General features: G+C 59.7%; 10 protein-coding genes. 2 read left to right on the top strand and 8 right to left on the bottom strand.

The features are described 5' to 3' along the window. Nucleotides 1-195: 195 nt before the first annotated feature. The 5 genes from ACYSMN_RS23910 to ACYSMN_RS23890 all read right to left on the bottom strand — a co-directional run bounded on the left by ACYSMN_RS23910 (nucleotide 196) and on the right by ACYSMN_RS23890 (nucleotide 6,272). Nucleotides 196-1,527 (bottom strand): family 1 glycosylhydrolase, encoded by a 1,332-nt coding sequence (locus ACYSMN_RS23910; RefSeq protein WP_488926449.1) that lies wholly within the window; start codon nucleotides 1,525-1,527, stop codon nucleotides 196-198. 188 nt (nucleotides 1,528-1,715) lie between these two features. Then, a complete protein-coding gene (locus tag ACYSMN_RS23905; protein WP_488926448.1) occupies nucleotides 1,716-3,392 on the bottom strand; it encodes a GMC family oxidoreductase in 1,677 nt (558 codons plus the stop codon). A 192-nt stretch (nucleotides 3,393-3,584) separates the two neighbouring features. Continuing rightward, nucleotides 3,585-4,163 carry a gluconate 2-dehydrogenase subunit 3 family protein gene (locus ACYSMN_RS23900; protein ID WP_488926447.1) on the bottom strand — a complete coding sequence of 193 codons (579 nt, stop codon included), beginning with the start codon at nucleotides 4,161-4,163 and terminating at the stop codon, nucleotides 3,585-3,587. A 159-nt stretch (nucleotides 4,164-4,322) separates the two neighbouring features. Then, nucleotides 4,323-5,270: an SDR family oxidoreductase gene (locus ACYSMN_RS23895; protein ID WP_488926446.1), complete on the bottom strand. Its 948-nt coding sequence runs from the start codon at nucleotides 5,268-5,270 to the stop codon at nucleotides 4,323-4,325. 231 nt (nucleotides 5,271-5,501) lie between these two features. Continuing rightward, nucleotides 5,502-6,272 (bottom strand): SDR family oxidoreductase, encoded by a 771-nt coding sequence (locus ACYSMN_RS23890; RefSeq protein ID WP_488926445.1) that lies wholly within the window; start codon nucleotides 6,270-6,272, stop codon nucleotides 5,502-5,504. A gap of 148 nt (nucleotides 6,273-6,420) precedes the next feature. Between ACYSMN_RS23890 and ACYSMN_RS23885 the strand changes: the two genes are divergently transcribed. Next, a complete protein-coding gene (locus ACYSMN_RS23885; RefSeq protein WP_488926444.1) occupies nucleotides 6,421-6,810 on the top strand; it encodes a winged helix-turn-helix transcriptional regulator in 390 nt (129 codons plus the stop codon). Between the two features lie 181 nt (nucleotides 6,811-6,991). After that, nucleotides 6,992-10,999, top strand: coding sequence for a T9SS type A sorting domain-containing protein (locus ACYSMN_RS23880; RefSeq protein WP_488926443.1), 4,008 nt, complete (start codon nucleotides 6,992-6,994; stop codon nucleotides 10,997-10,999). Between the two features lie 358 nt (nucleotides 11,000-11,357). On the opposite strand, the gene ACYSMN_RS23875 is transcribed toward ACYSMN_RS23880, so the two are convergent. The 3 genes from ACYSMN_RS23875 to ACYSMN_RS23865 form a co-directional block, all read right to left on the bottom strand. Next, nucleotides 11,358-12,338 carry an NAD(P)/FAD-dependent oxidoreductase gene (locus tag ACYSMN_RS23875; RefSeq protein WP_488926442.1) on the bottom strand — a complete coding sequence of 327 codons (981 nt, stop codon included), beginning with the start codon at nucleotides 12,336-12,338 and terminating at the stop codon, nucleotides 11,358-11,360. A 332-nt stretch (nucleotides 12,339-12,670) separates the two neighbouring features. Further along, complete coding sequence (locus ACYSMN_RS23870) at nucleotides 12,671-15,931, bottom strand: SdrD B-like domain-containing protein (RefSeq protein ID WP_488926441.1); 3,261 nt, start codon at nucleotides 15,929-15,931, stop codon at nucleotides 12,671-12,673. A 517-nt stretch (nucleotides 15,932-16,448) separates the two neighbouring features. Continuing rightward, nucleotides 16,449-22,673, bottom strand: coding sequence for a right-handed parallel beta-helix repeat-containing protein (locus ACYSMN_RS23865; RefSeq protein WP_488926440.1), 6,225 nt, complete (start codon nucleotides 22,671-22,673; stop codon nucleotides 16,449-16,451). Nucleotides 22,674-22,793 lie beyond the last annotated feature (120 nt).

Here is a 22,793-nt window from a genome sequence, read left to right as displayed (position 1 = left end):
ACAAACATTTAAATTACAGCTATTTAACAACGGGCTCAACGTCATTTTCCTTGTTCAAGGCTAAATGATTCTCTGATTATTCGGAGTTAATACAGAGCTTAACTTCTAATCTCCAACTATTGGGAGCCGGTATCAAAGACGAATAAGCTGCCTCCAAGACCGGCTACATCACTTGGCACACCGAATCTGGCCAGGTTACACTTCCACCTTCAGCACAGCGGGCCGGTCGGTGATGGCGAATAGCTCGCCGTGGGGCACCATAGTGAGCTGGCCAAACTCGCGGAGCATCATCTTGTAGCTTTCTCCCACGGGCCGAATTTTGCGGTCAAGGTCGTAGAGGCCGCAGGGGTTTACGGTGAGGCGCTTTTCGGCGAGGGCAATATCCCAATCGAGCTGGTCGAGCAGAGAATACCACGTGAAGCCGACCACGGGCACGCCGTCCTGGCGCATGCGCAACACGTTCACCCACTGCTTCCAAAGCCAGCATTCGGCGTCGTGGGCATCGAAGGTGTTGGTTTCGGTGTGAAACACGGGCTTGCGGTAGCGCTGGTAGTACTGGTGCGTCATGTTGTACCAGCCGAGTACGTCTTCCGCGGAGCACCAGTCGCCGTTGGGCTTGATGATGCGCTCGTTGCGGCCGTAGTAGTCGTTGCCCATCACCTGGTAACCGGGCGGCTCGCCGGCCATAAACCAATCCAGCTCCTGGCGCGTGAGGCCGTTATCGAGGCAGTACAGCAGCACTTCTGAATCGAGCGGGTGGGCGTAGAGCAGATCTAGGGATAGAAACCGGAGCTTGTTGAGCAGCTGAATCTCGGGCGTGGGCACGGCGCGCATCTCGTGCACGTACTCCGCCGACTCACTCTGCACAATCACGCAATCGGGCCGGTGTTGGGCAATCTGCTGGGTGCCCATGATGCTGGCCGCCGCAGTGTGCTTCATGGCCGTGATGAAGGCCCGGTCGTCGCGGAGTTGCTCGTTCCAGATGCCGTCTTTGGCGGAGGCGCGGGCCGTCACGTAGATTTCGTTGACGGGCGTGTAGAAGCGTACCCAGGGGTAGCGTCGCGCTACGGCCCCGCAGTATTCGGCGAAGTGCACGGGCAGCTCTGGGTTCTGAAAATTGCCGACCCAGTCGGGCACCCCAAAGTGCATCAGATCCAGAATGGGCGTGATACCGAGGCGCTTGATTTCAGCCATCGCCAGATCGGCAAACTCCCAGTCGAATTTGCCAGGCGCCTTGTGGATGCGGTAGTAGGGCAGGTTGTAGCGCAGCACCTTGAGGCCCATGTCCCCCACCAAGCCGATGTCTTCCTTGTAGCGGTTGTAGTGGTCGGTTTCGGCCAGCAAGTCGCGCCGGATGGTGCCGTTTTGAATGGTAGGGTAGGAGCACTCGATGCCGGTGGCAAACATGAAATTGCCGGGCGCGCCGGTGGGCAGCCCGGAGCCGTCGTGGCCGCTGGCACCGCCGTACTGGTCGCCTTCGTAGTGGCCGTCACCGAATTTTGCTTTGATGAGCGTCAGGAAGTTCATACGTCGCTGATTGCGGCTGCTTGGATTGGGCTGTTTGTATTGCTTACGCTGCTGGTTTGCCGCCAGAACGGAGCGGCGGACAACAGTAGCGCGAAGCTCCAGCTTCGCGCGTCGTTGCTGAGGTTGAACGACTGGCGTGAGGTAAACAACGCGTGTCGTTCAACGATGCGCGAAGCTGGAGCTTCGCGCTACTGTTTTCGCTGGGCGGCCAGAAACTTATCGGCGGTGCGCAGGCTGAGAGCCATAATGGTGAGGGCGGGGTTGACGCTCAGGGCACTGGGAAACACGGAGTTGTCGCAGATGTAGAGGTTGGGCACGTCGAAGGCGCGGCCGTCGGGATTCACTACGGCGTCGTCGCCGCTGAGGCCCATACGGGCCGTGCCAATAATGTGGGCGTACCGCTCGTAGGACCAGATGTCGCGGGCGCCAGCGGCCTCCCAGATGCGGCGCATCAGCTGCTCGGCGTGGCGGTTCATGCGCTGCTCGTTCTGTTGAGCCGTGAAGTGCACGCGCGGCTTGGGCAAACCACGGGCATCTTTTTCATCAGACAGTTCCAGGAAGTTGTCTGCGTGCGGCAGGCAGTCGCCGAGGATGTTGATGCCGGCCACGTGGTTGTACTGGCGGATATAGTCGCGCAGCGGCTGGCCCCAGAGTTTGCGTTGGCGGGCGGCCTGCGAAGCAAACGTAACGGGCATCACTCCAATGCTTTGTAGCAAGTAGCCACCTACAAAATCGGCGCCTTTGGGGCGGTGGGTGTCTTCGGAAATCAGGCCGCCGGGAATGCCTTTGTAGGGCCGCACGGCTTCCTCAAACGTACCCCAGACCTGCATGCCCGGATGCGCCATGAAGTGCTTGCCTACGTGGCCGCTAGTGAGAGCCAGTTCGTTGAGCAGCAACAGACGCGGCGTTTCGATGGCCCCGGCGCACAAAAACAGGTGGCGGCAACGCTGGCGCAGGGTTTGGCCGTGTTGCTCGTACACCACGCCCGTCACGCGGCCTTGCTCGTCGCGCTCAATCTCCGTCACGAAGGCCCCGGCCCGGATTTCAGCACCGTGCGCTTCAGCCAGCGGCAAAAACGTAACGTCCATGCTGGCCTTAGCGCCCACGCTGCACCCGGCCTGGCAGAAGCCCCGGTTGGTGCAGGCTTCGCGCCAGCCCACTCCTTCCTGGTAGTAGCGCGCCGACAGCGCCGCATTGGCCGCGGGCGAGGTCTGGATGCCGAGCTGCGCGCAAGCCCGCTGCATGAGCTGGGCCGCCCCATTGAGTGGCAGCGGCGTCAGCGGGTAACCCTTGCGCCGCGTGGGGTCCCAGGGGTAAGGCGTGGGCCCCGATACACCCAGAAAATGCTCCAATTCCTCGTAGTACGGCTCCAACTCCTCCACCCCAAAAGGCCAATCGACGCCCTGGCCGAAATCGGTGTGCAGGGTGAAGTCGGCGCGGTGGGCGCGGGGCGTGTAGGCGGTGTAGTGCAGGGTGGAGCCACCTACGCCGGTGCCGGAGTTGTTGTTGCCGAAAGCCACCGGATTCTGGCCGGCGGACAGCCGCTCATCGTTCCAGAACAGGAAGGTCTGGGCCCGCTCGTCGGTGGCGTACTCCGTGGTGGGGTCGCGGCGGGGGCCGGCTTCCAGGGCCACCACGCGCAGGCCAGCCATAGCCAAGCGAGCCAGCAACGGCGCCCCGCCCGCACCGGTACCAATCACCACGCAATCCACCTCGTCCACGGGGTCGGGGAGCGGGGCAGGCTGCTCCAACTCAATTGGCGCTTCGGCGGCATTTTCGGCCAGAATAGCTTGCAGCAACGGGTCCTGCACCGCCGGCTTCACCGGGTTCAATACACCTTCTTCCAGGGTTTCTTCGTCGGGCATGGGGTTGATGTGCTGATGGGTTGATGGGCTAATGTGCTGATGGGCTGACGGGTTGATGTGGTGCCTTGTTGTGAGTTGATTGCTGTTCCCAGGACTAGGATGGAACGATTAACAAAGTGTTGGCTAGCATTTGTATCTGGAGCCATTAACCCACAAATCATCAGCACATTAGCACATCAACCAATCAGCACATCAAACATCCAGCTCTCGTTCTTCTCGCTCGTTGAGGCCGATGCGTTGCCAGCCGGGCACGTCGGCCATGCCCGCGTAGCCGATTTCTTCCTGGGCCAGCGGGTGGGAATAGTAGATTTCCGTCAGCTCGGCGAGCAATTCTTCGAAGAAGCGGCCCTGGGGCAGCAGCTGCCAATTTTCGCCGGCGGCAGTGCCGGCGGCTAGCTGTTGCAATACGGCATCTTGCTGCGCTTCGCTCAACTCTACGAAAGATTGCTGAAACTGCGCTTGCGCGGCTTGGTTGATGCCACCGAGCCCGAGCCGGTAGGCTTCCCGGTCGGGGGGCATGGCATCGTAGCGCCAGCCATCGGTGGCGCCATCCAGCAGCCGCTTGTCGATTGCGGAAGCCAGCGCGATAGGCGTTTCGCGCTCGGGCTGCGGGATGAGGCGAGCCGCTACGGCTTGCAACAGCGCGTACGTAGCCGCCTCGAAAAACTGCGGCTCGTAGTGCGCTGGCTCATCAAGCCGCGCCTCCAGCGCCGCGCGCGTGGACGGTGTTACGTGGTCGGTTTGCAGCAGCGCTCGAACAGAATATTTCATTGGTTTTTGGTTGGTAGTTTTTGGTTTTTGGCGGGCAGTTGGTTTTGGTGGTTGCTCAGTGACTAAATCAATGACGCCACCGAATAGCTCTGTTATTCAGAAAGATGGATCAGAAGATAACCAATAGCCGATAGAGCCCACCAACCAAAAACCAACTCCTCACTGGTCGCTGCTCATTTTGCCGCCCGTGACGTGGACGAGGGAGCCGGTCATAAAGGAGCCGTCGGCGGAGGCTAGCAGAACGTAGGCGGGCGCTATTTCGTCGGGTTGGCCGGGGCGCTGTAAGGCCACCTCGTAGCCGAACTTCTCGATTTCCTCGCGCGGCATGGTGCCCGGAATGTTGGGCGTCCAGACTGGGCCGGGCACCACGCAATTCACCCGAATGCCCCGCGGTCCGAGGTAGGTGGCCAGGCTTTTGGTAAGGGCGTGAATGGCCGATTTCGTGCAGGCGTAATCCACTAGAATTGGGATGCCGGTGAGGCCCACGATGCTGCCCGTATTGATGATGCAGTCGTCTTTTTGCAGATGCGGAATAGCGGCCTGCGCCAGCCAGATGTAACCGAGAATGTTGGTGTCGAAAGTGCGGCGGATCTGCTCTTCGGGAATGTCCTCGAACTTCTCCTGGCTCATCTGAAACGCTGCGTTGTTGACGAGGACGTTGAGGCCGCCCAGCTCGGCGCGGGTGCGGCGCACCGCCTGCTTGCACTGCTCCGGGTCGCGCACGTCGCTCTGGAGCAGAATGCACTTGCGGCCCTGGGCTTCGACGAGGCGCTTGGTTTCTTCGGCATCGGCCACGTTTTCGTTGAAGAGCACGGCCACGTGGGCGCCTTCCAGCGCAAATGTTACCGCCACGGCCCGCCCAATTCCCGAGTCGGCTCCGGTTACCAGTGCAATCTTGTCTTGGAGCTTGGCTGCTGGCCGGTAGGTGCTGAAGCTCATGTCGGGCTGGAGCTGCATATCGGCCTGAGCGGCCGGATAGGGCAGCTTCTGGGCGTGTTGCTTCATGTCCTTAGCTGTGGGGCGCTTCGGGGCAGCTTGCTTGGTCGGGACTTTCGGGGCCGGTTTGGCGGCTTCGGGCGTTTTAGAGGCAGCAGTCTTTTTAGCCATAACAGCACGAATAGTTCAGGTTTAACTCGGCTATACGCAGAAAGCCCCGGCCGGGTAGTCCGGCTGGGGTTTGGGGAATAAATTAGCTGAAAATTAGAGGGTTTTTAGGTTCGGGGAGGTTATCATTCCGAGCGGAACGAGGAATATGGGTTGTTTTGTAGTGAGTGCCCAGATTCCCCGTCCCTGGCTTGATGCGCCACATGCTCGGAATGACACTTGTATCTGGAAGAGCTAGCGCTGCACGCCAGCCGCGCCAACGGAGTTGTAACCGCCATCCACGAGCAACTCCTCCCCTACCACGTAGCTGGAATCGTCGGAGGAAAGGAAGAGCACGGCTTTGGCAATTTCTTCGGCTTGGCCGGGTCGGCGGAGCGGCACCTCGCCCGACACGTGCGTAAAGAAGCCTTCTACTTGCTCGTCGTTGTAGCCAGCCCGCCCGATGATGGGCGTGCGGGTGTAGCCGGGGCTGACTACGTTGACCCGAATATTGCGGGCCGCCAACTCGTTGCTGAGGTTGCGGGCCAGCTGGCGCACGGCCGCCTTAGAAGCCGCGTACAACGAAGCACTCGGCATGCCCGCGTGAATTGCCGCCGTGGCGTTGATAACGATGGCGGCCCCATCGCGCAGCAGCGGCTCGGCTTTCTGAATGGTGAAGAAGGCACCTTTTACATTGATGTCGAAGGTTTCGTCGTAGAGCGCCTCGGTGCTGTCTTGCAGGGAGCCGCCCTTAAACACTCCGGCATTGACGAACAGCACGTCGAGGTGGCCGAACTGCTCCTTCACCTGGGTATACAGCGCGTCGAGATTGGCGAGGTCGGCTACGTCGGCCCGGACGGCTACGGTGCCTGGGCCAATGAGGGCTGCGGCTTGGTCGAGCGTGGCCTGGTCGCGGCCAGTGATAACGACTTGCGCGCCTTCCTGCGCGTAGAGCTGCGCCGTAGCCAGCCCGATACCAGAGTTGCCGCCCGTAACGAGGGCTACTTTTCCTTGTAGTTTCTGCATGATTTCCACTGCGTTGAATCGACCCTGCCGGTGTGGCGAGGTGGTGTTGCAAAGGTTCGGCGCTCAGGATACTTTTGTCAAGTAGACACCTAAAAGTACTTCTAGTACCTTTAGGAAACTGTTGCTGATAATCAACCGATTATTTTTCATGAGAAAGCAAAAAGAAGCTCCGGCGTGCGCTATTACGGCGGCCTTGGACGTGCTGGGCGGGAAGTGGAAGGTGTTTGTGCTCTCCTACCTGGCCCAGCGAGGCACGCTCCGGTTTGGCGAGTTGCAGCGCCTCATCCCGAAGGTGACGCAGAAGATGCTCACCCAGCAGCTGCGCGAGTTGGAAGATGCAGGCCTGGTGCACCGCCACGTGTACGCCGAGGTGCCGCCCCGCGTGGAATACCGCCTCACGGCCCACGGCCTCACGCTGGAACCGATTCTGGCCTCATTGCGCGAATGGGGAAACCTCCACCGGGAGACGCTCGGCCAGCACGCGTTGCCCGGCATCTGCACGCTGGAAGATACCGCCGTTGCCGCCGAGGTAGCGTAGGCAGCCTCGCGGCGGCGGTTTTGCCGCTTATAGCCGCATTAGCAACTGACTTTGTGGCAAATGGCTTACTAGCAAGAATAAGAAATGGGGCGAGTTGCGGAAAAGAAAAGATAGAATCCTAACTCGGCAATAGCCTGTTTTTTCTATCTTCCGCCCAACATTTTCATTTCCTGATTCTCGTATGAAGCACATTCTTTACTCTTTGCTGGCGCTTGGCCTAAGTCACTCGGCGGCCGCCCAGCTCACTGGCTCCTACACCATCGACCCCGGTGGCAGCGGGCCTACCAACTACGCCACTTTCGCGGCGGCCGTGGCGGCGCTGAACACCCAAGGTGTGGGGGCGAGCGGAGCTACTTTCCTGGTGAAAAGCGGCGTCACTTTCGCGGAGCTGGTGCCGGCCATTACGGCTAGCGGCACGGCAGCCAACCCCATCATTTTCCGCAAAGACGGCGCGGGCACCAACCCCAAGCTGGAAGGTACCGGCACTGGCGCCACCGATGCCGCCGTGACCTTCGATGGTGCTGACTACGTAACCTTCGACGGCATCGACGTGAACGACGCGGCGGCGAATGTATCGCCTACGCCGCAGTTAGAGTTTGGCTTTTGGCTGAAGAACGGCGCCACCCACAACACGGTGCAAAACGCCACCGTGGACCTGAGCCGGACCAACCTCACCAGAACCTCCGGCATCTATGCCCAGGACGGCAACAACAACCTGAACCGCTTCCTCTCGAACACGGTGCAGGACTGCTACTACGGCTACAACTTCGACGCTGGCGGCACCAACTACGACGATGGCAACGAAGTGGGGCAGCTACCGGGCGGCGCGCCTAGCCGCGTACTCAACATCGGGGCCGTTGCGGGCGGCGCTACGGGCACCGTGTACGGCATCTACCTTCGCTCCCAGACCACGGCGCGGGTCAGCAACACTGAAGTAGCCACGCTCAGCGGCGCCGGCTTCGTGTACGGCATTTATTCCACGGGCACCAACAACACCGTCGACATCCTCGACAACCGCGTGCACGGCCTCACGGAAACGGGCACCACGGCGGCAGTACAGGCCATTTACGTGAACAACGGCGCCACGCACCGCATCGGCCGCAACCGCACCTACGACATCCTGGCGGCCGGCACCTCGGCCTTTGCCTCGGGCATGGACATTACGGGCGGCACCACCAACTACGTGTTCAACAACTTTGTGTACGACGTGAAGGCTCCGGCCAGCACGGCGGGCACTTCGGTGCGGGCCCTGAGCTTTCGGGGCGGCACCAACAACTACTGCTACCACAACACCGTGGTGCTGACCTACGCTGCCACGGCGGCTACCAACAAGAGCGGCGCCTTTTATATTTCGGGCACCCCGGCCGTGGATTTGCGCAACAACATCTTCGTAAACCTCGTGACCGGGTTGCCAGCCGGGGGTGGTGGGGTAGCAGCGGCTTTCTTCAAGAGCACCGCCACGCTGACCAACCTCGCGGCCACGTCCAACAACAACCTGTTCTTCGCTGGTGCGCCGACGGCCGAGAAGCCGGTTTTCTACGGGGTGGCTACGACGCCCGTCGTCGACCAAACGCTGGCGCAATACAAGCTACGGGCGGCTCCCGCTGAGCAGGCGTCCGTGGCGGAAAACGTGCCCTTTGTTAACGCTCTCACCGACCCGCACATTCAGCCCGGCGCTACCACGCAGGTGGAAAGCGGCGGTGTTGCCCTAGCTGCCTCTGCCCTCCCCGTACCCACCGATATTGATGGCGACGCCCGCACGGCTAACAGCCCCGACCTGGGTGCTGATGAAGGCTCTTTCGTGGGAATTGATGTGAGTGGGCCGGCTATTATATACCAGCCGCTCGGCAATAGCTCCACTACCACCAACCGCACTCTCAGCGGCGTTTCCATCCAGGATTTGTCGGGCGTGGATAACACGGCGGCCACCGGGCCCCGGCTCTACTACAAGAAATCAACGGATGCCAACGTGTTTACGACGGCCAACGACGCCACCGGAAACGGCTGGAAATGGACCACCGGCAGCACCACGCCCAGCCCCGGCTACAGCTTCGTGGTGGACGTGAGCAAGCTGCGCGCCACCCCCGCCGTCGGCGACACCATCCAGTATTTCGTGACGGCCCAGGATCTGAGCGTCCCTGCCAACGTGAGTGCTTCGCCGGCTTTGGGTTTCGTGGCCCCGTCAGTGGCGAACATCGGCAGTGCCCCTAACCGCCCTAACTTCTACAAAGTAATAGGCTCGTTGAGTGGGCTGAAGCTAGTGGGCACCCAGACCGGCGCTGACTACCCGACGCTGACAGCTGCCATCAACGACCTGAACGCCAACGAGCTGACTGGCCCGCTCACGTTGCGTCTCACCGATGCCGCTTATTCCAATGAGACGTACCCCATTACCCTCAATGCCAATCCTGGTTCCAGCGCCACCAATACCATCAGCATCAATTCGGCGCGGGCGGGTACTACGGGCTCCACTTTCGCGGGCAACGCCGCTACGCCGCTGCTCATCGTGGACGCCAGCTACGTGGATATTTCCGGCGAGCAGCCCATGGGCAGCCAGTTTGATTCTTACCTCACCTTCACCAATGCCGGCACGGCCGCCAGCAGCGGCGTGCTATTCGTGACGGGTCGCAACGTGCGGCTGAGCTTCCTGACTCTGAAAGCGGCCAGCTCAGCCACGGGCTACGGTGTGGCGTTCAGCGGAGCGGCCACTTGCCAACTGCGCCGTTCCTTCATTAGCCGCACCAGCATCGGCGTGCAAGCGCAGAGCAACTGTACTGGCATCATCGTCAATAACAACACCATTGGCTCCACGGTAGCCGCCGACAAGATTGGTGGCAGCGGCATTGTGATGCTGGCTACCACGGGGTTTGAGTTGTACAACAACACGGTAGCGGGCGTAACCCGCGCGGCCACTGCGTCGGTGGCTGGTATTGTAGTGGGCACCACCAGCACCAACGGCTTCATCTCAGCCAACAACATCCGCGACATCTCGCATACCGGTACTACGGCGGCCGATTCGTATGGGGCTTACGGCATTCGGCTCTCGGCTGGGGCCAACGCCAACGTGCGGGTCGTGAATAACGTCATTTCCGACATCAGGAGCAACGGTGATAACGGTTTTCTGTTCACACCGCACGGCATCTATGCCTCGCTTGGGGGTGGCTATAAGCTGTACTACAATACTGTGCGACTGACGGGCAACCTGCCTGGCGGTACCACGCCCGTAACGGCGGCTGTGGCGGTGAACACCGAAGTGACGGATATAGAGTTGGTCAACAACCTGCTCGCCAACGAGCAAACCACCACGGCTACCGGTGGCAAAGCCTACGCCGTGTATTCGGCTCCCACTACCTCGCCCTTCACCACCATCAACAACAACGCCTACGCCGCTAACGGGGCCCGCGCCGTCTTAGCTTACGTGAATGGCGCTGACCGCGCCACCCTAGCTGCGTTGCGCACCGCCACCGGCCAGGACCAAGCCAGCCTGACCGCCCAGCCGTCTTTCGTGCTGGCGTTTCCCGGTGACCTGCGCCCCACGCGTACCTGCAACCTCGACGGCGCGGCGCGGCCACTTCCCGGCGTCCCGGTGGACTACTCAAACACTATGCGTAGCGCCACAACTCCCGATATCGGGGCGTATGAGTTTACGGAGACGTTGCCGGCCCCAACGGCGGCCAACCAGACGGTTAATTTCGGCCAGCCCGTGCCGCCGCTCACGGCCACGGCCAGCACTGGTACCGCCGGCACCCGCGTGTGGTACGCCGATGCCGCCCGCACCCAGCGCCTGTTTGCCGGCGACTCCTACGCCACCGGCCGCACGGCCATCGGCGTGTACACCTACTACGTGGTCGATTCGGTGAATACCTGTGTGAGTGCCAACGCTATCGTCACGCTCACCATCCGGCAGGTCCAAGGCACCGTAGCCGCCCTCCGCGACTTGAACGTGAGCGTCTATCCGAACCCGGCCCAAGCCGCGCAGCCACTCACGCTGGCGATAGAAGGCCCAGCCCGCCTCATCGAAACAGAGCTGCTTGATGCTCTAGGCCGCCCGGTATACCAGCAGCAAGTGCGCCATGCCACTTTGACCTCCCGCACTGAGCTTTCCTGGCGTGGCGTGTCGCCCGGCATCTATTTGCTCCGCCTCAGCACCGAAGGGCAGACTACCAGCCGGAGAGTGGTAATTGAGTAATAAGTAGGTAGGCCAAGTAAAACGAAGCCATGCGAAGCTGATTGCTTAGGCAACGCCTCTCCAATAAAGGCCGTTTCACTGAAACAAGCCCTTGATGTTGAAACATCAAGGGCTTGTTATTTTAGTGGGTTTCCGGCGCAAACTAGAGCGTCGTACTTTCTTCAAACAGCCAACTTTGGACTGGTGTACCGTGTGCGTCGCTGCATGATATAGGCTTTCAACCCTGGGAAACCGGGCTGCTCTGATATCCCAGGGCTGAAGCCCGGTCTACGGAGTGAAAGCCCAACAACTATGTTCCCAACAGCGAAACACGCCTTTAAGAACCTCTTCTAAGTTCTCACTTCTAACCTCTAAGCTCTCACTTAGGGCATTCTTCGCGGGTGAGGCTTTCGTTGATGTTGATGGCAGCTTGGGCGCCTTTGGCGGCGGCTAGTAGGGCTTGCTGCAAACCGGGCGTGGTGTCGCCGGCGGCGTAGAGGCCGGGGAAGGTGGTTTCCGCGTTTTTATTCACCCACAAGCTGCCTTTCTTGGTGAACCGGCAGCCTAGCTGCACGGCCAGGGGGCTCCGCTGCTCCTGATGCGGATGAATGAAAAGTGCCGCCCGTTCCAGCGTCTCGCCATTTTCAAACACGATGTGCCGCAGCTTGCCGCGCTTGGTGCCTTCCAGCCGGCTAATCTTTTCTTTTCGCACCCGAATACCGTGCTGGCGCAGGCGGCGCAGCGCGTTGGGCGTAAGGTTGTCCGACCCATCGGTGCAGAGTATCACGTCCTTGCTCCAACGGCTCACTAGCAGGGCCAGTCCCGTCACGCTTTTGCTGTGTCCAAACACCGCCAGCGGCTCGTTGCGTACTTCCCAGCCGTGGCAATAAGGGCAATGAAGCACACTGGTCCCCCAGAGCTCCTGCATGCCTTCCACTGCGGGCAATACGTCTTCCACGCCCGTTGCCAGCAAGACCTTGCGCGCGGTGCAAGTTTGCGGCGGGCCAGATTGGCTTTCCAGCATTAGTTGGAACCCACCAGGAATGACTTCCAAGGACGTTACTCGCGCCGGCCGCACCTCCACCGTACTATACGGTTGTAGCTGTTCGTGGCCGAGCCGTATTAGATCAGCGGGCTTGATACCATCGCGGGTGAAGAAGCTGTGTACGCCCGGCGAAGGAGCGTTGCGCGGCGTCCCACCATCACAGACCAGCACCCGGCGCAAACAACGACCCAACACCAACGCGGCGCTCAGGCCCGCGCTGCCCGCGCCAACTATCACCACATCAAAATTGAGAAGCGGAGTGGCTGGCGGACGATGACGGCGTGGACGGGGAGTGGCGGAAATGAGGGCAGGCATAGCACAAAGCGGGAAAGATGTAGTGCTATACTGCCTTGCGCCGAGCAGGGTTGAAGTCGAGTAAGCGCTGGCTCTGCCTTGAACTCGACCAGAAGTCTTCATTATAGTCTATTGGTTTTCAAAGTATTATTGTTCTCACTCTCCATTACAGCAGTTCAGTCTGCAGAAAATAATTTCATAAAAAAAGCCCCGCCAGCATTCGGCGGGGCTCTCGTAGCAATTAGGTTCTTCCTGGTGTTTCAACCCTAAACAAGTAGTTCGCTACTTGCTGAAAATTCGCTGTTTACGCAAGAACTATGCACCAAGCACTACCAACTAAGCACTATAAGACTTTACTGCTTCACCAGGTGCTGGCCCAGACGCAAGCCGTTACCGCGCACTAGCAGCAGGTAAGTACCAGCGGGCAATGTCCGCACATCCACCAGCTTGTTTTCCCCACCCGCAACTGAATAAGTGCCTAGCAAGCGGCCCGTGGCGTCAAGCAGCGTGGCTTGGTAAGTGCCCCGGGGCAGGCTGCTCAGGTCCAGCGTTACAGTTTGCTCGGCCGAGTTGGCCGGGTTAGGGAACACGCCTAGCTGAGTGGACAGCAGAGGTTGAGTGTTGAAACGCACCGTGCGCACCGGCGAGAAAGAAACCGTACCGTCGGTATCTACTTGGCGCAAGCGGTAATACACCAGGCGCTGCGTTTTGGTACCGATGCCAGCATCCGTGAAGGAGTAGGCGGTAGCTGCTTGGGTGCTGCCCTGCCCGCGAACAGTGCTTATCAACTCAAACTCATTACCGGTTAAGCTACGCTCCACATCGAAACGGTCGTTGTTTTTCTCGGAAGCCGTGCTCCAGTTTAGTTGGGCGTCTAGTCGTGCGGCGCGTACTTCAAACTCTTTCAGTTCTACCGGCAGCACACTGAAGGTGCTCACCTGGTTTACGCCGCACTCCGAGGTACCCCGGCCAGGCAAGTAAGCAATAGCGGTTACTACATCGCCATTGTTGATGTTGGAGGCTACGGCAGGGAAGGTATAATCGAACGTACCGTTGGCCGCGGCCGTGAGCGTACCCACATAGTTCTGCGCCTCGCCGTGCGCCACCGTCGGGTTGTAAGTGGCGTTGGAAGCATCTGAGTAGATAGGGCCGTTCTGGTTGTTGTCGGCGTTGTTGGCGGCATATACCTCCACGGTAGCGCCCCCGAAAATGCTGTTTCCAGCCACCGACGTGTTAGGAGTGCCGCTCTGCTGGGCCCGCCCAATAAAGCCTTGCACGCGCAGTTTGCCGCCGGGGTTGGTGATGCTCGTAATCACGGGATAGTCCATCCCAGTGTTGCCCTGCCGATCTATGAAGCTGCCATCGTTAGGCGTAACCCCGTCGCCCTGGCCGTAGCGTGAGCCGCCTTCAGCGTTGGTGCTATTCACGAAGTATGTGGCCGGCGTATAGTCTATCGGCAGCAAACCCTGCCCGCCCGTAGTACCGTCGCCATTGTCGGAGATGGAGTTTTCGCTGATGCGTACGTCGCGCTGTCCGTAGTTGATTACAACCGCTGAGGATTGGTTGCCGATGAGCAGGTTGCGGTAGATGAGGTCGGAGTTGCTGCTGGTTTCGGTGCCGACCCGCAGCAGGTAGTGAATGCCTGAGCCTTCTAGCCGGGTGGTAGCGCCACCCTTGCCATTGCCCGTTATCGTGTTCAGCTGCACTACGTTGTTACTCACGCGGCCAATCTCGAATTGGACACCGCTACTGTTGCTATTGGCAATGCGGTTGCCTTCGATGAGCAGCGGTCCCGCCGCTCCGTTGTCGCCCACGGAAATAGCGTCGCCCCCGGCTACGAGTTGGCCGTTCTGGTTGAATTCGTTGTTACGAATCACGTAACCCGCCGTGCCACTGCCCGCCGAGTAGTTGAGGCCCGAGTTGCCCGCATATGCAATGAGGCAGTTTTGCAAGGTGCCCGTGGGGTTAGACAGTTGTACCCCGGTGTTGGTGATGGGCAGCGTAGCGGGCAAATCAGCGCTAAACGCCGTCGTCCCAATAGCATTTGCTTCTAGCAGCATCCCGGTGCTGCTGGTGCCACTCACACTCACGCCCAAGGTACCGCCGTGGATGGCCACTCCGCGCAATATTCCATTCGCCGCCTGAAAAGTCACGGCCGCCGTAGTATTGCCAGCGGGCACTGTAATTTCCACTTCGGGACCGGCAATCTGGCTCAGAGCCAAGCCGGTGCTAGCTCCTACCCGGCCACCCGTTCCTAGCCGTACCGGGTTGGAATTATTTTGGCTGGTTTGGGTGGTGCCGTCGAGTGCCGTGCTAGCGCCCGTGATGGCTGGCAATGAGCTGGCCAAACTAAGCAGCGCCCGGCTGGCCGTAGTGGCGGCCACGCCACTCGCGTTGGTGAGTTGGTTCACCAAACCTGCCTGTAAGCCAGGACGCGCCAGTCCGTCGGGAATCATGAAAATGCTGGTTTCCTGACCAGCCGGAAAGTCGGTGCCGCTAGTAGTTGAGCCGGTGAAGTATGGCCGCTGGTCGAAGGAGGCAGCTGGATTACCGAGGGCGTTGGCATTGAGTATAAATTGCCGCAACGAGCCTTGGCCGGCGTCGCGGGTGGTAGTCACCACATCGAAGCTATACCCGAAGTCCACGTTGCTTACGGTAGCGGCGGCTACCGTGACGGGAGCCACGCTTTGCGGCGCCACCGTGGCGGTAGTCAGAGAAGTCAGCGTACTCGCCGCGCTGGTTATCTGGAAAGTACTGGTGGTATAGGTGCTGAAAGCCGTAGTAGAAGTGGGCTGCACTTGCCCTACTTCAACACCATTGACTCGAATGTTTAAGGTTTGGTTGTTGGTGCCGTTGCAGCAACCGCGCTGCGCTACCTGCAGTCGTAGGCTGTAAGTGCCTACAGGCAATGTCAGAGTCTGCTGCACTGAGCCAGTGAACTGCACGAATGCCACTTGGTTGCCGCCAGGCGCCGTGGGTGCCCCAAAGGCGCTGCCAGTAGCAGCAAGGCCCGAGGACCCATTGAAAGCCCATGTGCCGCCGCTCACGTTGTACTGGTAGGCGTTGGTGCCCGTACCTACACTAGGCGTTTCGAACGAGGCATTGCCCACGGCACCGCTCACCGCAGTGGTACCGTTGAGCACTTCCACCAAGTCTACAAAAGCGGTGTTGTCGCCGCCGCTAGGGTTGAGGCCCTGAATAACGAGCGTAGCATTACTGCCTGAAGACCCTGCACCAGCATCTTGCTTTTCGGGCGCCTGCCCTCCTACCCGGTTGCCGGCGTTGGCATCGTTACCGGCGTACGTTTGCACTGGCAGCAACCCCGTCGCGTAGCCAGTGCGCGCCGACGAGACCGTGTTATTAAGCACCCGCACGCTGTAGCTGCCATCGGACACTGCCGCAAATGTGTACGCTCCGTTGGCATCGGTGGTGGTGTTGCGCAAGTAGACACCGGTGCTGTTGTACAACTCCACCGTAGCGCCGGAACGGCCCACGGCGTTACTGCCCAACGCAACGCGGCTTCGGCCGGCCCCTCCTCCGTAGTTGGCGTCTTCGAAAACTGTGCCCGTAATGCTTTGAGCAACAGCATCTGTTCCGCCTAGCAAACCAGCCATTCCAAGCACAATGCTGGACCTTAGCAATGCTTTCATCAAAGAAAGAATCTTAAATTATGCTTGGAAAAAATGTTGCAAGCTCCACAAAACTACCTAGTGGTTGTCATAAATGAGTTATGTAGGTATTACTTTATTTTAATCGACAAACTGAGCTTACCAGTTGATATTGCAAGCGTAACATATTCACCTTCATTACCTACCACCGCACGTCACCAGGCGTGCCAACAAATCGAGAGCAGCCGAGCACTAGTGGGACTTTCATACTAGCTGTACTCCCTTCTGACTCTCCGTATGTAAGCGGCTAATTGCTATGCCAGCTAAGTGGCGCAGTGGACATTTTCAGTTGGTCCGAGCTTACACGAATCTGACAGCCCAGTTATAACACCTTGTTTGTGTTGGCATCCCAAGTGGCTTATGAAGTGAGTTGCGCCAATAACACGGCCCGTAGCCCAGGCAGGACAAACAAAAAAGCCCTTCCTCGAGTGAGGAAGGGCTTTCTTGTTTTGAGTATTACGACTTACTCTTTAACGAACCGCTGGCTAAAGTTGAGGCCATTGCCACGCACAAGCACCAAATACATACCCGCAGGCAACGAATTCACGGTCACCACTTTGTTCACTCCTCCTTGCACGCTGTAGCGGCCAAGCAGTCGGCCCGTGGCATCGAGCAGCGTGGCTTGGTAGGCCCCCGCCGGCAGCGTCGACAGGTCCAGCGTGGCCGTGCGCTCGTCGCTGTGGGCCGGGTTGGGGTACACGCCCAGGCTCGGCTGGCTAAGGGCCACGCTTGTGCCAAAGCTGACGGTGCGCACAGGGCTATAAGTGCTTGTGCCGTCCGTGTCCACCTGCTGCAGGCGGTAGTAGACCAGACCCGGCTGTTGCCGGCCGATGCCCGCATCAATGAAGGCGTAGTTCGTGGCTTGGCTGGTGCTACCCTGGCCCCGCACTTGGCCGATGGCCGTGAACGTGCGTCCGTCGAGGCTGCGCTCCACCGCGAAGTGGTCGTTGTTCTTTTCGGAAGCTGTCGTCCAGCGCAAGTGGGCGTCGGCTTGCACGGCCGTCACCTCGAAGCTGGTCAGTTCCACCGGCAGTGGGCCCGCCGTCGTCGGCGCGTTGCCCGAGAACTCCGATGTGCCTTGGCCCGTCACCGTCGCCGTCGCTGTAATCAACGTGCCTACTTGATTGAGCGTTGTCTGCTGCGCCGTGCTGAGCGGGATGGTGAACACGAAGCGGCGGGCGGCGGCTTCGCTGCCTTGGTCACGGCCGTTGATCAGGCCACTGTAAGCACCCACCCGAGCGTCGCCGTCGGCGGTGCTGCCTTCGGTGCGCGAGAAGAGGTAGGTGACGCCTTCACCGAAGCCCGAGCCATCAGCCGCGGCCAAGAAGAACTCCACCACGGACCCGGCCGGCGCGAAGCCCGTCACTTGCAAGTTTGGACCGTTGACCTTCGCCTGCGTGATAACCGAGAAGTTTAACAGGCCGTTAGCCCCGGCGGCGGCTGTCTTACCATCCGCGTTCTTGGTTACACCATCGCCAGACGGTGCACTAGTGCTGGAGAGGTCGATACCTAGGTCGCCATTGCTGGAAATACTGTTCTGCGTGAACTGGTTACCCGAAGTACCCGTCACCGCCGCAATACCATCGCCCGTGTTATTGGTGATGGTGTTCTGGCTGAACACGTTACCGTTGCCGGCGGAAATGGTAACACCGGCCCCGTTGCTACGGATAATGTTGTTGCTTATCGTGTTGGTGTTGTTGGTACCACTGATAAACTCAATACCGTTGCCTCGGTTGCTGTTGATGGCATTGCCCGTGATAGAGGCGTTGGTAGTGCCACCCGTTATCTGAATTCCAGCCGCAGCCGCATCCTGAGTCGAGCTACCCAGGATGACGTTGTTCGTTATCGACGCCCGAGTAGCGCCGCTTAGGCGGATGCCGCCAGTATTGTTGCCGCTGGCCGTAACGTTCGTAATGGTCGTTGCAGCGGCCCCATTGACGTACAGTGCGCTTCCTTGCAAGAGGCTGCCGTCGCCGCGGGCATTGCTGAGGCCGAGGGAGGAAATCTGGGTGGAGGCCCCCGTGACTTCTAGCCCTCTGAAAGAGTTGAAGTTGATCAGCACTTCCGGCCCCGTGGTAGTTTCGGCGATGGCCGCTACATTATCACCGGTCGCGGCCGTTTGCTTGCCCCCATCCAGAGCGGTGTTGCTGTCGGTGATGGCAGGCAGAGCCGAGGCCAGCGTGATGGTAGCCGTGTTTCCGGCGAAGCCCCCGTTTATGCCGGAGCGCAGACCAGCCGGCACATTGCTCGTGCGGCCATCACTGATCATGAAAATGCTGGTTTCCACTCCCGCCGCGGGGTCCGTGCCGGTGTCCGTGCCGTTGTTGTTGAAGGCCGTCTGGTTGAGGTTGGTGTTGACGAGGGCGTTGCTATTGAGAATGAACTGGCGCAGGGAGCCTTGGCCGGCGTCATTGGTGTTGGTAATGACGTCGAAGTTGAAGCCAAAGTCCACGCCTTGCACTGGCATGGGCGCCGTGGCAATGGTTACGGTCCCGATAGATTGCGCGACGCGTCCTCCGGCCGTCAGGTCCGCTAGGGTCTGGCTGCCTGTGTTGGCGTTTGCGTCAGCGAGGGAGGGGTTTTCGCCACCCACCCGGTTGCCATCGGCCCCGTTGTCGTAGCGGAACGTTTGCACCGGAATCAGGCCCGTCACGTTGTTCGTGTTGCGCGCCGACTTCACGGTGCTGCTCACCACGCGCACCGTATAAGTGCCTGCACCCACATTGAATGAATAGAAGCCATTCGCCCCGGTAGTGGTGGTGGTAACCAGTCGACCATCAGTGTCATACAGCTCTACCCGGGTGCCTGCGCTGCCAATAGCATTGTTAGCGAAGCCCATATCCATAGCCGAACGGTTGGCGACTACGTAGTTGCGGCCGCTGCCGCCGCCGTAGTTCTCATCGGTGAAGATAGTACCCGAGAGCGTGGTGGCCGTGGTGATGGTCAGATCCAGCGTAGCTGTGTTCGGGCCTACGTCGCTACCCTGGTTGGTGCCTTGGGTGGGCGAGTTGGTGATGCTGGTGATCGAAACGGCCGTATTAGCGGCTACGTTGGGGGCCGTAATGCGGAAGCTAAACGTGCTTTCAGCGCCCGAAGGCACATTGTTAAGCGTGCCGAAGTCGAGGCTGCCGGCCGAAGAGGCGTTGGCCGGTGCCGTGTACGAGGTTCCGCTAGGTAGGGCTGCTTGCTGTTCAGCCGAGAGCGTAGCTCCCACTGGCAGCGTTATGCGCCGAATTTGAAACGACGCTACAGCTGGGCCGTCGTTGGTGAAAGTAGCTGTAAACAGTCCCGAAGCAGCGCCGGCCGCAATAGTAGAGGGCCCGGTGAGCGTGGTCTTAACGTCGGCTACGCAGTTGGCCGCCGCCTGAATGAGCGGCGTCTCCGGTACCGTTACATTCGTGCGGAACGGGGGCGTATCGGCGGAACCAGATGTCGAGCCATAGGCGATGTTGCCAAGCGTGGTACCGTTGATGCCCGCCGCGAACGAAGAACCAACGCTGATGGCCGAAGAGCTAAACGCCACGCCGCCCGAGCCGCCGCCACCGGGGCCGTGGGGTGAGCCATTTCCGGTGTTAGTACCACCAAAACCGCCTTTAGCCAGCACGGTCACTTTGTTGAGGCTGTTGGTAGCAATAAGCACCACGCTACCACCGGCTCCACCGCCGCCGCTGCCGTCGTTGCCGGCCACGTAGGTTGCGTCGGCGCCACTCACGTCAATGACGCCTGAGTTGACTATGGTGCTGGCCCGCAGCAGCGCTATACCGCCACCGGCCGCGCCCGAGCTAGCGAAGCCCGCTTCGGGAGTGCCCGTGCCGTTGTTGGTAGTACCGGCCCCGCCGCCACCACCCATGATTACGCGGCTCGGTGCTGCCTGTAGGAAAGGCGCGCCACCGTCGCCACCGCTGGGCAGGTCGGAATCATAGCCGTCGCCACCCCGGCCGCCGCTGCCGGCATTTGAGCCGCCACCGCCACCAGTATTTTCATCGTTAGCTGGTGTTCGGTCCGTGATCGGGTGGGTGTCGGTACCGCCGCCGCCGGCGTTGCCCGGAGCACCCCGGCCATTGCTGCCGTTGGGGTAGCCTTCTACGCCGGTATCGAGCAGGGTGCCATTGTTGTTGAGGAAACGCGGGGTACCCGCAATGCCTTCACCTTTTGAGCCGTTAGCGTCGAGGCTAGCCGGAGTTCGGTAATCGGTACCGGTCAGGTTCGTCGTCGGATCGGCGCCTCCCAGCTGCCGGCCCGCTCCACCGCGGAAGCCTTTGCCCCTCAGGTCGATTTTGTGGTCGTTCAGGTTCAGAGCACCAGCGGCATCAAACACGAATACCCCACCAACAGCGCCGTTCCAGGCCACTACGTTCAGGATATCAGCGTTCAGCGTGAACGATTGATACTGCGGCACGCGCACTACCTGAAAGCGCTTCTGGCCGTCGGTGCCAGTGAAGTTGGCGTTCTGGTAGGTGTTGGTTAGCGGATCGACGAGAGGCACAGTGGTGCTGCCGGCCGTGTACGAGGGAGCCACGATGGCGTACTCGTATTGGCCGGCGGTGGCACTGAGTTGGCCGCTGCCCGGACCATCAACCACACCGTCGCCGTAGGCGCTGGTATTAGCTGAGTTGATGGTCGCCCCCTGCATCTGCATAATCATGATCAGGTCGCCAGCGGCAAGAGGCGTACCCGAGGTTGGCAAAAAGTTAGCGCCGACCGTAAGGCTGCTTTGCCCAGAGGTGGCGCTCACTCCTGGGTAGTAGGTATTGACGGAGAAGGTGCCGTCGAAGGTGCCGTCGACACGGGTGCCGGGCAATGAGCAGCGGTTCTGGGGCAACGAGGTGGATATGGTGGTCGTCAGCTGGGCATCGGACCGCGTGCCGTTGTTGTTGCCCGGGAATAGATCCGTGCTGGTAGTAGCCGTTACTGTCTGCACCTGCGCCGATACGGAGCCCGATGCTGGCGCTGCAAACCGCAGCGTGAAGGGCGTTGAGCTACCGGCCGCCAAAGTACCCCCATTGGGAATGGTGAACGTAACAACGCCGGTACCGAAGTTGTAGCTGCCGCCCGCCACTGTTACGGTAGCAGGTTTGTTGCCCGTGAAAGTCAGTTGAGCTGTGACCCCGGTGGCGTTGCTAGGGCCGTTATTGGCCACGAGCACGTTATAAGTGGTTGGAGAGTTCGGCAGCGCCTGAGACGGACCGTTGATGGTGACGGCCACGTCGGCTTCCTGCGTGACGGTAGTGGTAACGTTAGCATTAGCAGCCGAGCCATCGTTGTTGTTTGGCGTGGGATCTTCGTTGGAAGTATTGCTGGCTTTGACCGTAATAGTGCTCACTCCCGTAACGGGAATACGTATCCGTACCAAGTGCGAAATGCTACCACCAGCCGCTAACGAGCCTTCAGCGGGGAAGGTAGTGACCCCGGCATTGTACACGCCTTGGTCCGAAGAGCTAACATCAACTAGGCTGGTAGGCGTCACGGCTACTCGAGTCACAACGTTAGTAGCAGCAGTGGTGGTGCTCGAATTTCGAGTGGTAACTATATAGCTCACAAAGCCCCCCGCTGGGCCCGTAGTTGGGCCTGTAATGGTGGTTTGCACGTCTGCGATGCCGCCTCCCAGGGCAGTAGTCAGGGCAGCTGTATTATTATCTCGGTTGGAGTCAGGAGCGCCCGTTAAAACTGTGTTGCTGGTGGCCGTGATGCTAGTGCCCGTGCCTGGTGTAGTATACCGGAAAGTAAACGAAGCCGAGCTACCGGCGGCCTGGTTGGTAACCGTACCAAAGTTGAACGTCCGCGAACCAACATCATAAGTTACGCCGCCCGCGAAGGTTTGCGTCGTAGCGTTACTACTGGTAGGACCGGCACCGTTCACAAAAATGTTGGTCACGGCCGCCGACAAGGTGAGCGTGCGCGTTGCGCTTGGCGCAACAACTGGTCCGTTGTTGGTGTAAGTAACCGTGAAGGTGCCGGTTGGAGCGTTATTAGCAAATGAGTTAGGGCTAGGCGCAGTTATAGTTGTAGCTAGGTCGGTGGGGGCCGACGTAACGTCTACACTCAGCGTGGCCTGGCCGGAAGTAGCTCCCTTTTCATCCTGCACGGTGTAGTTCACGGTGGCCGTGCCAACAAAACCCGCCGTTGGAGTAAAGCTAATAGTGCCTTGGTTGGCCCCGGCGGCGGTGTTGGCCGTGAACGTCCCGCCAACTTGTGCACCCACAAGTGCTATAGTTGCCTTATTGATGGTGTTAGTACCATCTGGGTCTAAGTCGTTAGCCAGTACGGCAATATTGGCTAGCGGAGCTAGGCTTGTCGTCGTGGCGTTATCCGCTACTGTCACTGGGGCGGAGTTGGTGAGAGTCAAGGTCAGCACCCCGGTGTTAGACGTCTGGGGCGTAGCCGCCGTGTTCTTGACGTTGTAGCCCACTGTAGCATTACCAACAAATTTATTGGGGTTGGTGAAAGTGATAACGCCAGTGCTTGAGTTAGCCGTAAACACGATGCCGTTGGCATTAGTGTAGCTCCGGCTGGTGGTGGGAGTAGCGTTGCTGGCGCTCAGGAATACAGTTGTCGCGTCGATTGGATTGCCGTTATTGTCGTCGTTACCCAACACATTAATTGTCGAGGTCGAAGTATAAGAGGCTGTAACGTCATCATTGTAAGCCGTCGGTGGTCCAATCACTGTGATGCGTTGACTGTCAGCCACCTGCCTTCCTGTGTTATTGGCGTTGCTAGCCGAAACAGTCGCCACCGCCGTGAATGAAGGCGTAGTAGGAACGACGAAGGAGATTGTGAAATCAAGAGTGCTACGGTTCTTGTCTAGGCT

It is taken from the genome of Hymenobacter sp. M1-2, from assembly GCF_057808495.1.
Note: the sequence above shows the minus strand (reverse complement) of the source record. Positions and strands in the feature narration are given on the sequence as shown.

Bases quoted from the DNA above. Each gene is read 5' to 3' on its own strand.
- ACYSMN_RS23870 (WP_488926441.1), bottom strand. From the start codon at position 15,931: ATGGCTGGTTTGCTAGGCGGAACAGATGCTGTTGCTCAAAGCATTACG.
- ACYSMN_RS23900 (WP_488926447.1), bottom strand. From the start codon at position 4,163: ATGAAATATTCTGTTCGAGCGCTGCTGCAAACCGACCACGTAACACCG.
- ACYSMN_RS23890 (WP_488926445.1), bottom strand. From the start codon at position 6,272: ATGCAGAAACTACAAGGAAAAGTAGCCCTCGTTACGGGCGGCAACTCT.
- ACYSMN_RS23910 (WP_488926449.1), bottom strand. From the start codon at position 1,527: ATGAACTTCCTGACGCTCATCAAAGCAAAATTCGGTGACGGCCACTAC.
- ACYSMN_RS23880 (WP_488926443.1), top strand. From the start codon at position 6,992: ATGAAGCACATTCTTTACTCTTTGCTGGCGCTTGGCCTAAGTCACTCG.
- ACYSMN_RS23905 (WP_488926448.1), bottom strand. From the start codon at position 3,392: ATGCCCGACGAAGAAACCCTGGAAGAAGGTGTATTGAACCCGGTGAAG.
- ACYSMN_RS23895 (WP_488926446.1), bottom strand. From the start codon at position 5,270: ATGGCTAAAAAGACTGCTGCCTCTAAAACGCCCGAAGCCGCCAAACCG.
- ACYSMN_RS23885 (WP_488926444.1), top strand. From the start codon at position 6,421: ATGAGAAAGCAAAAAGAAGCTCCGGCGTGCGCTATTACGGCGGCCTTG.
- ACYSMN_RS23875 (WP_488926442.1), bottom strand. From the start codon at position 12,338: ATGCCTGCCCTCATTTCCGCCACTCCCCGTCCACGCCGTCATCGTCCG.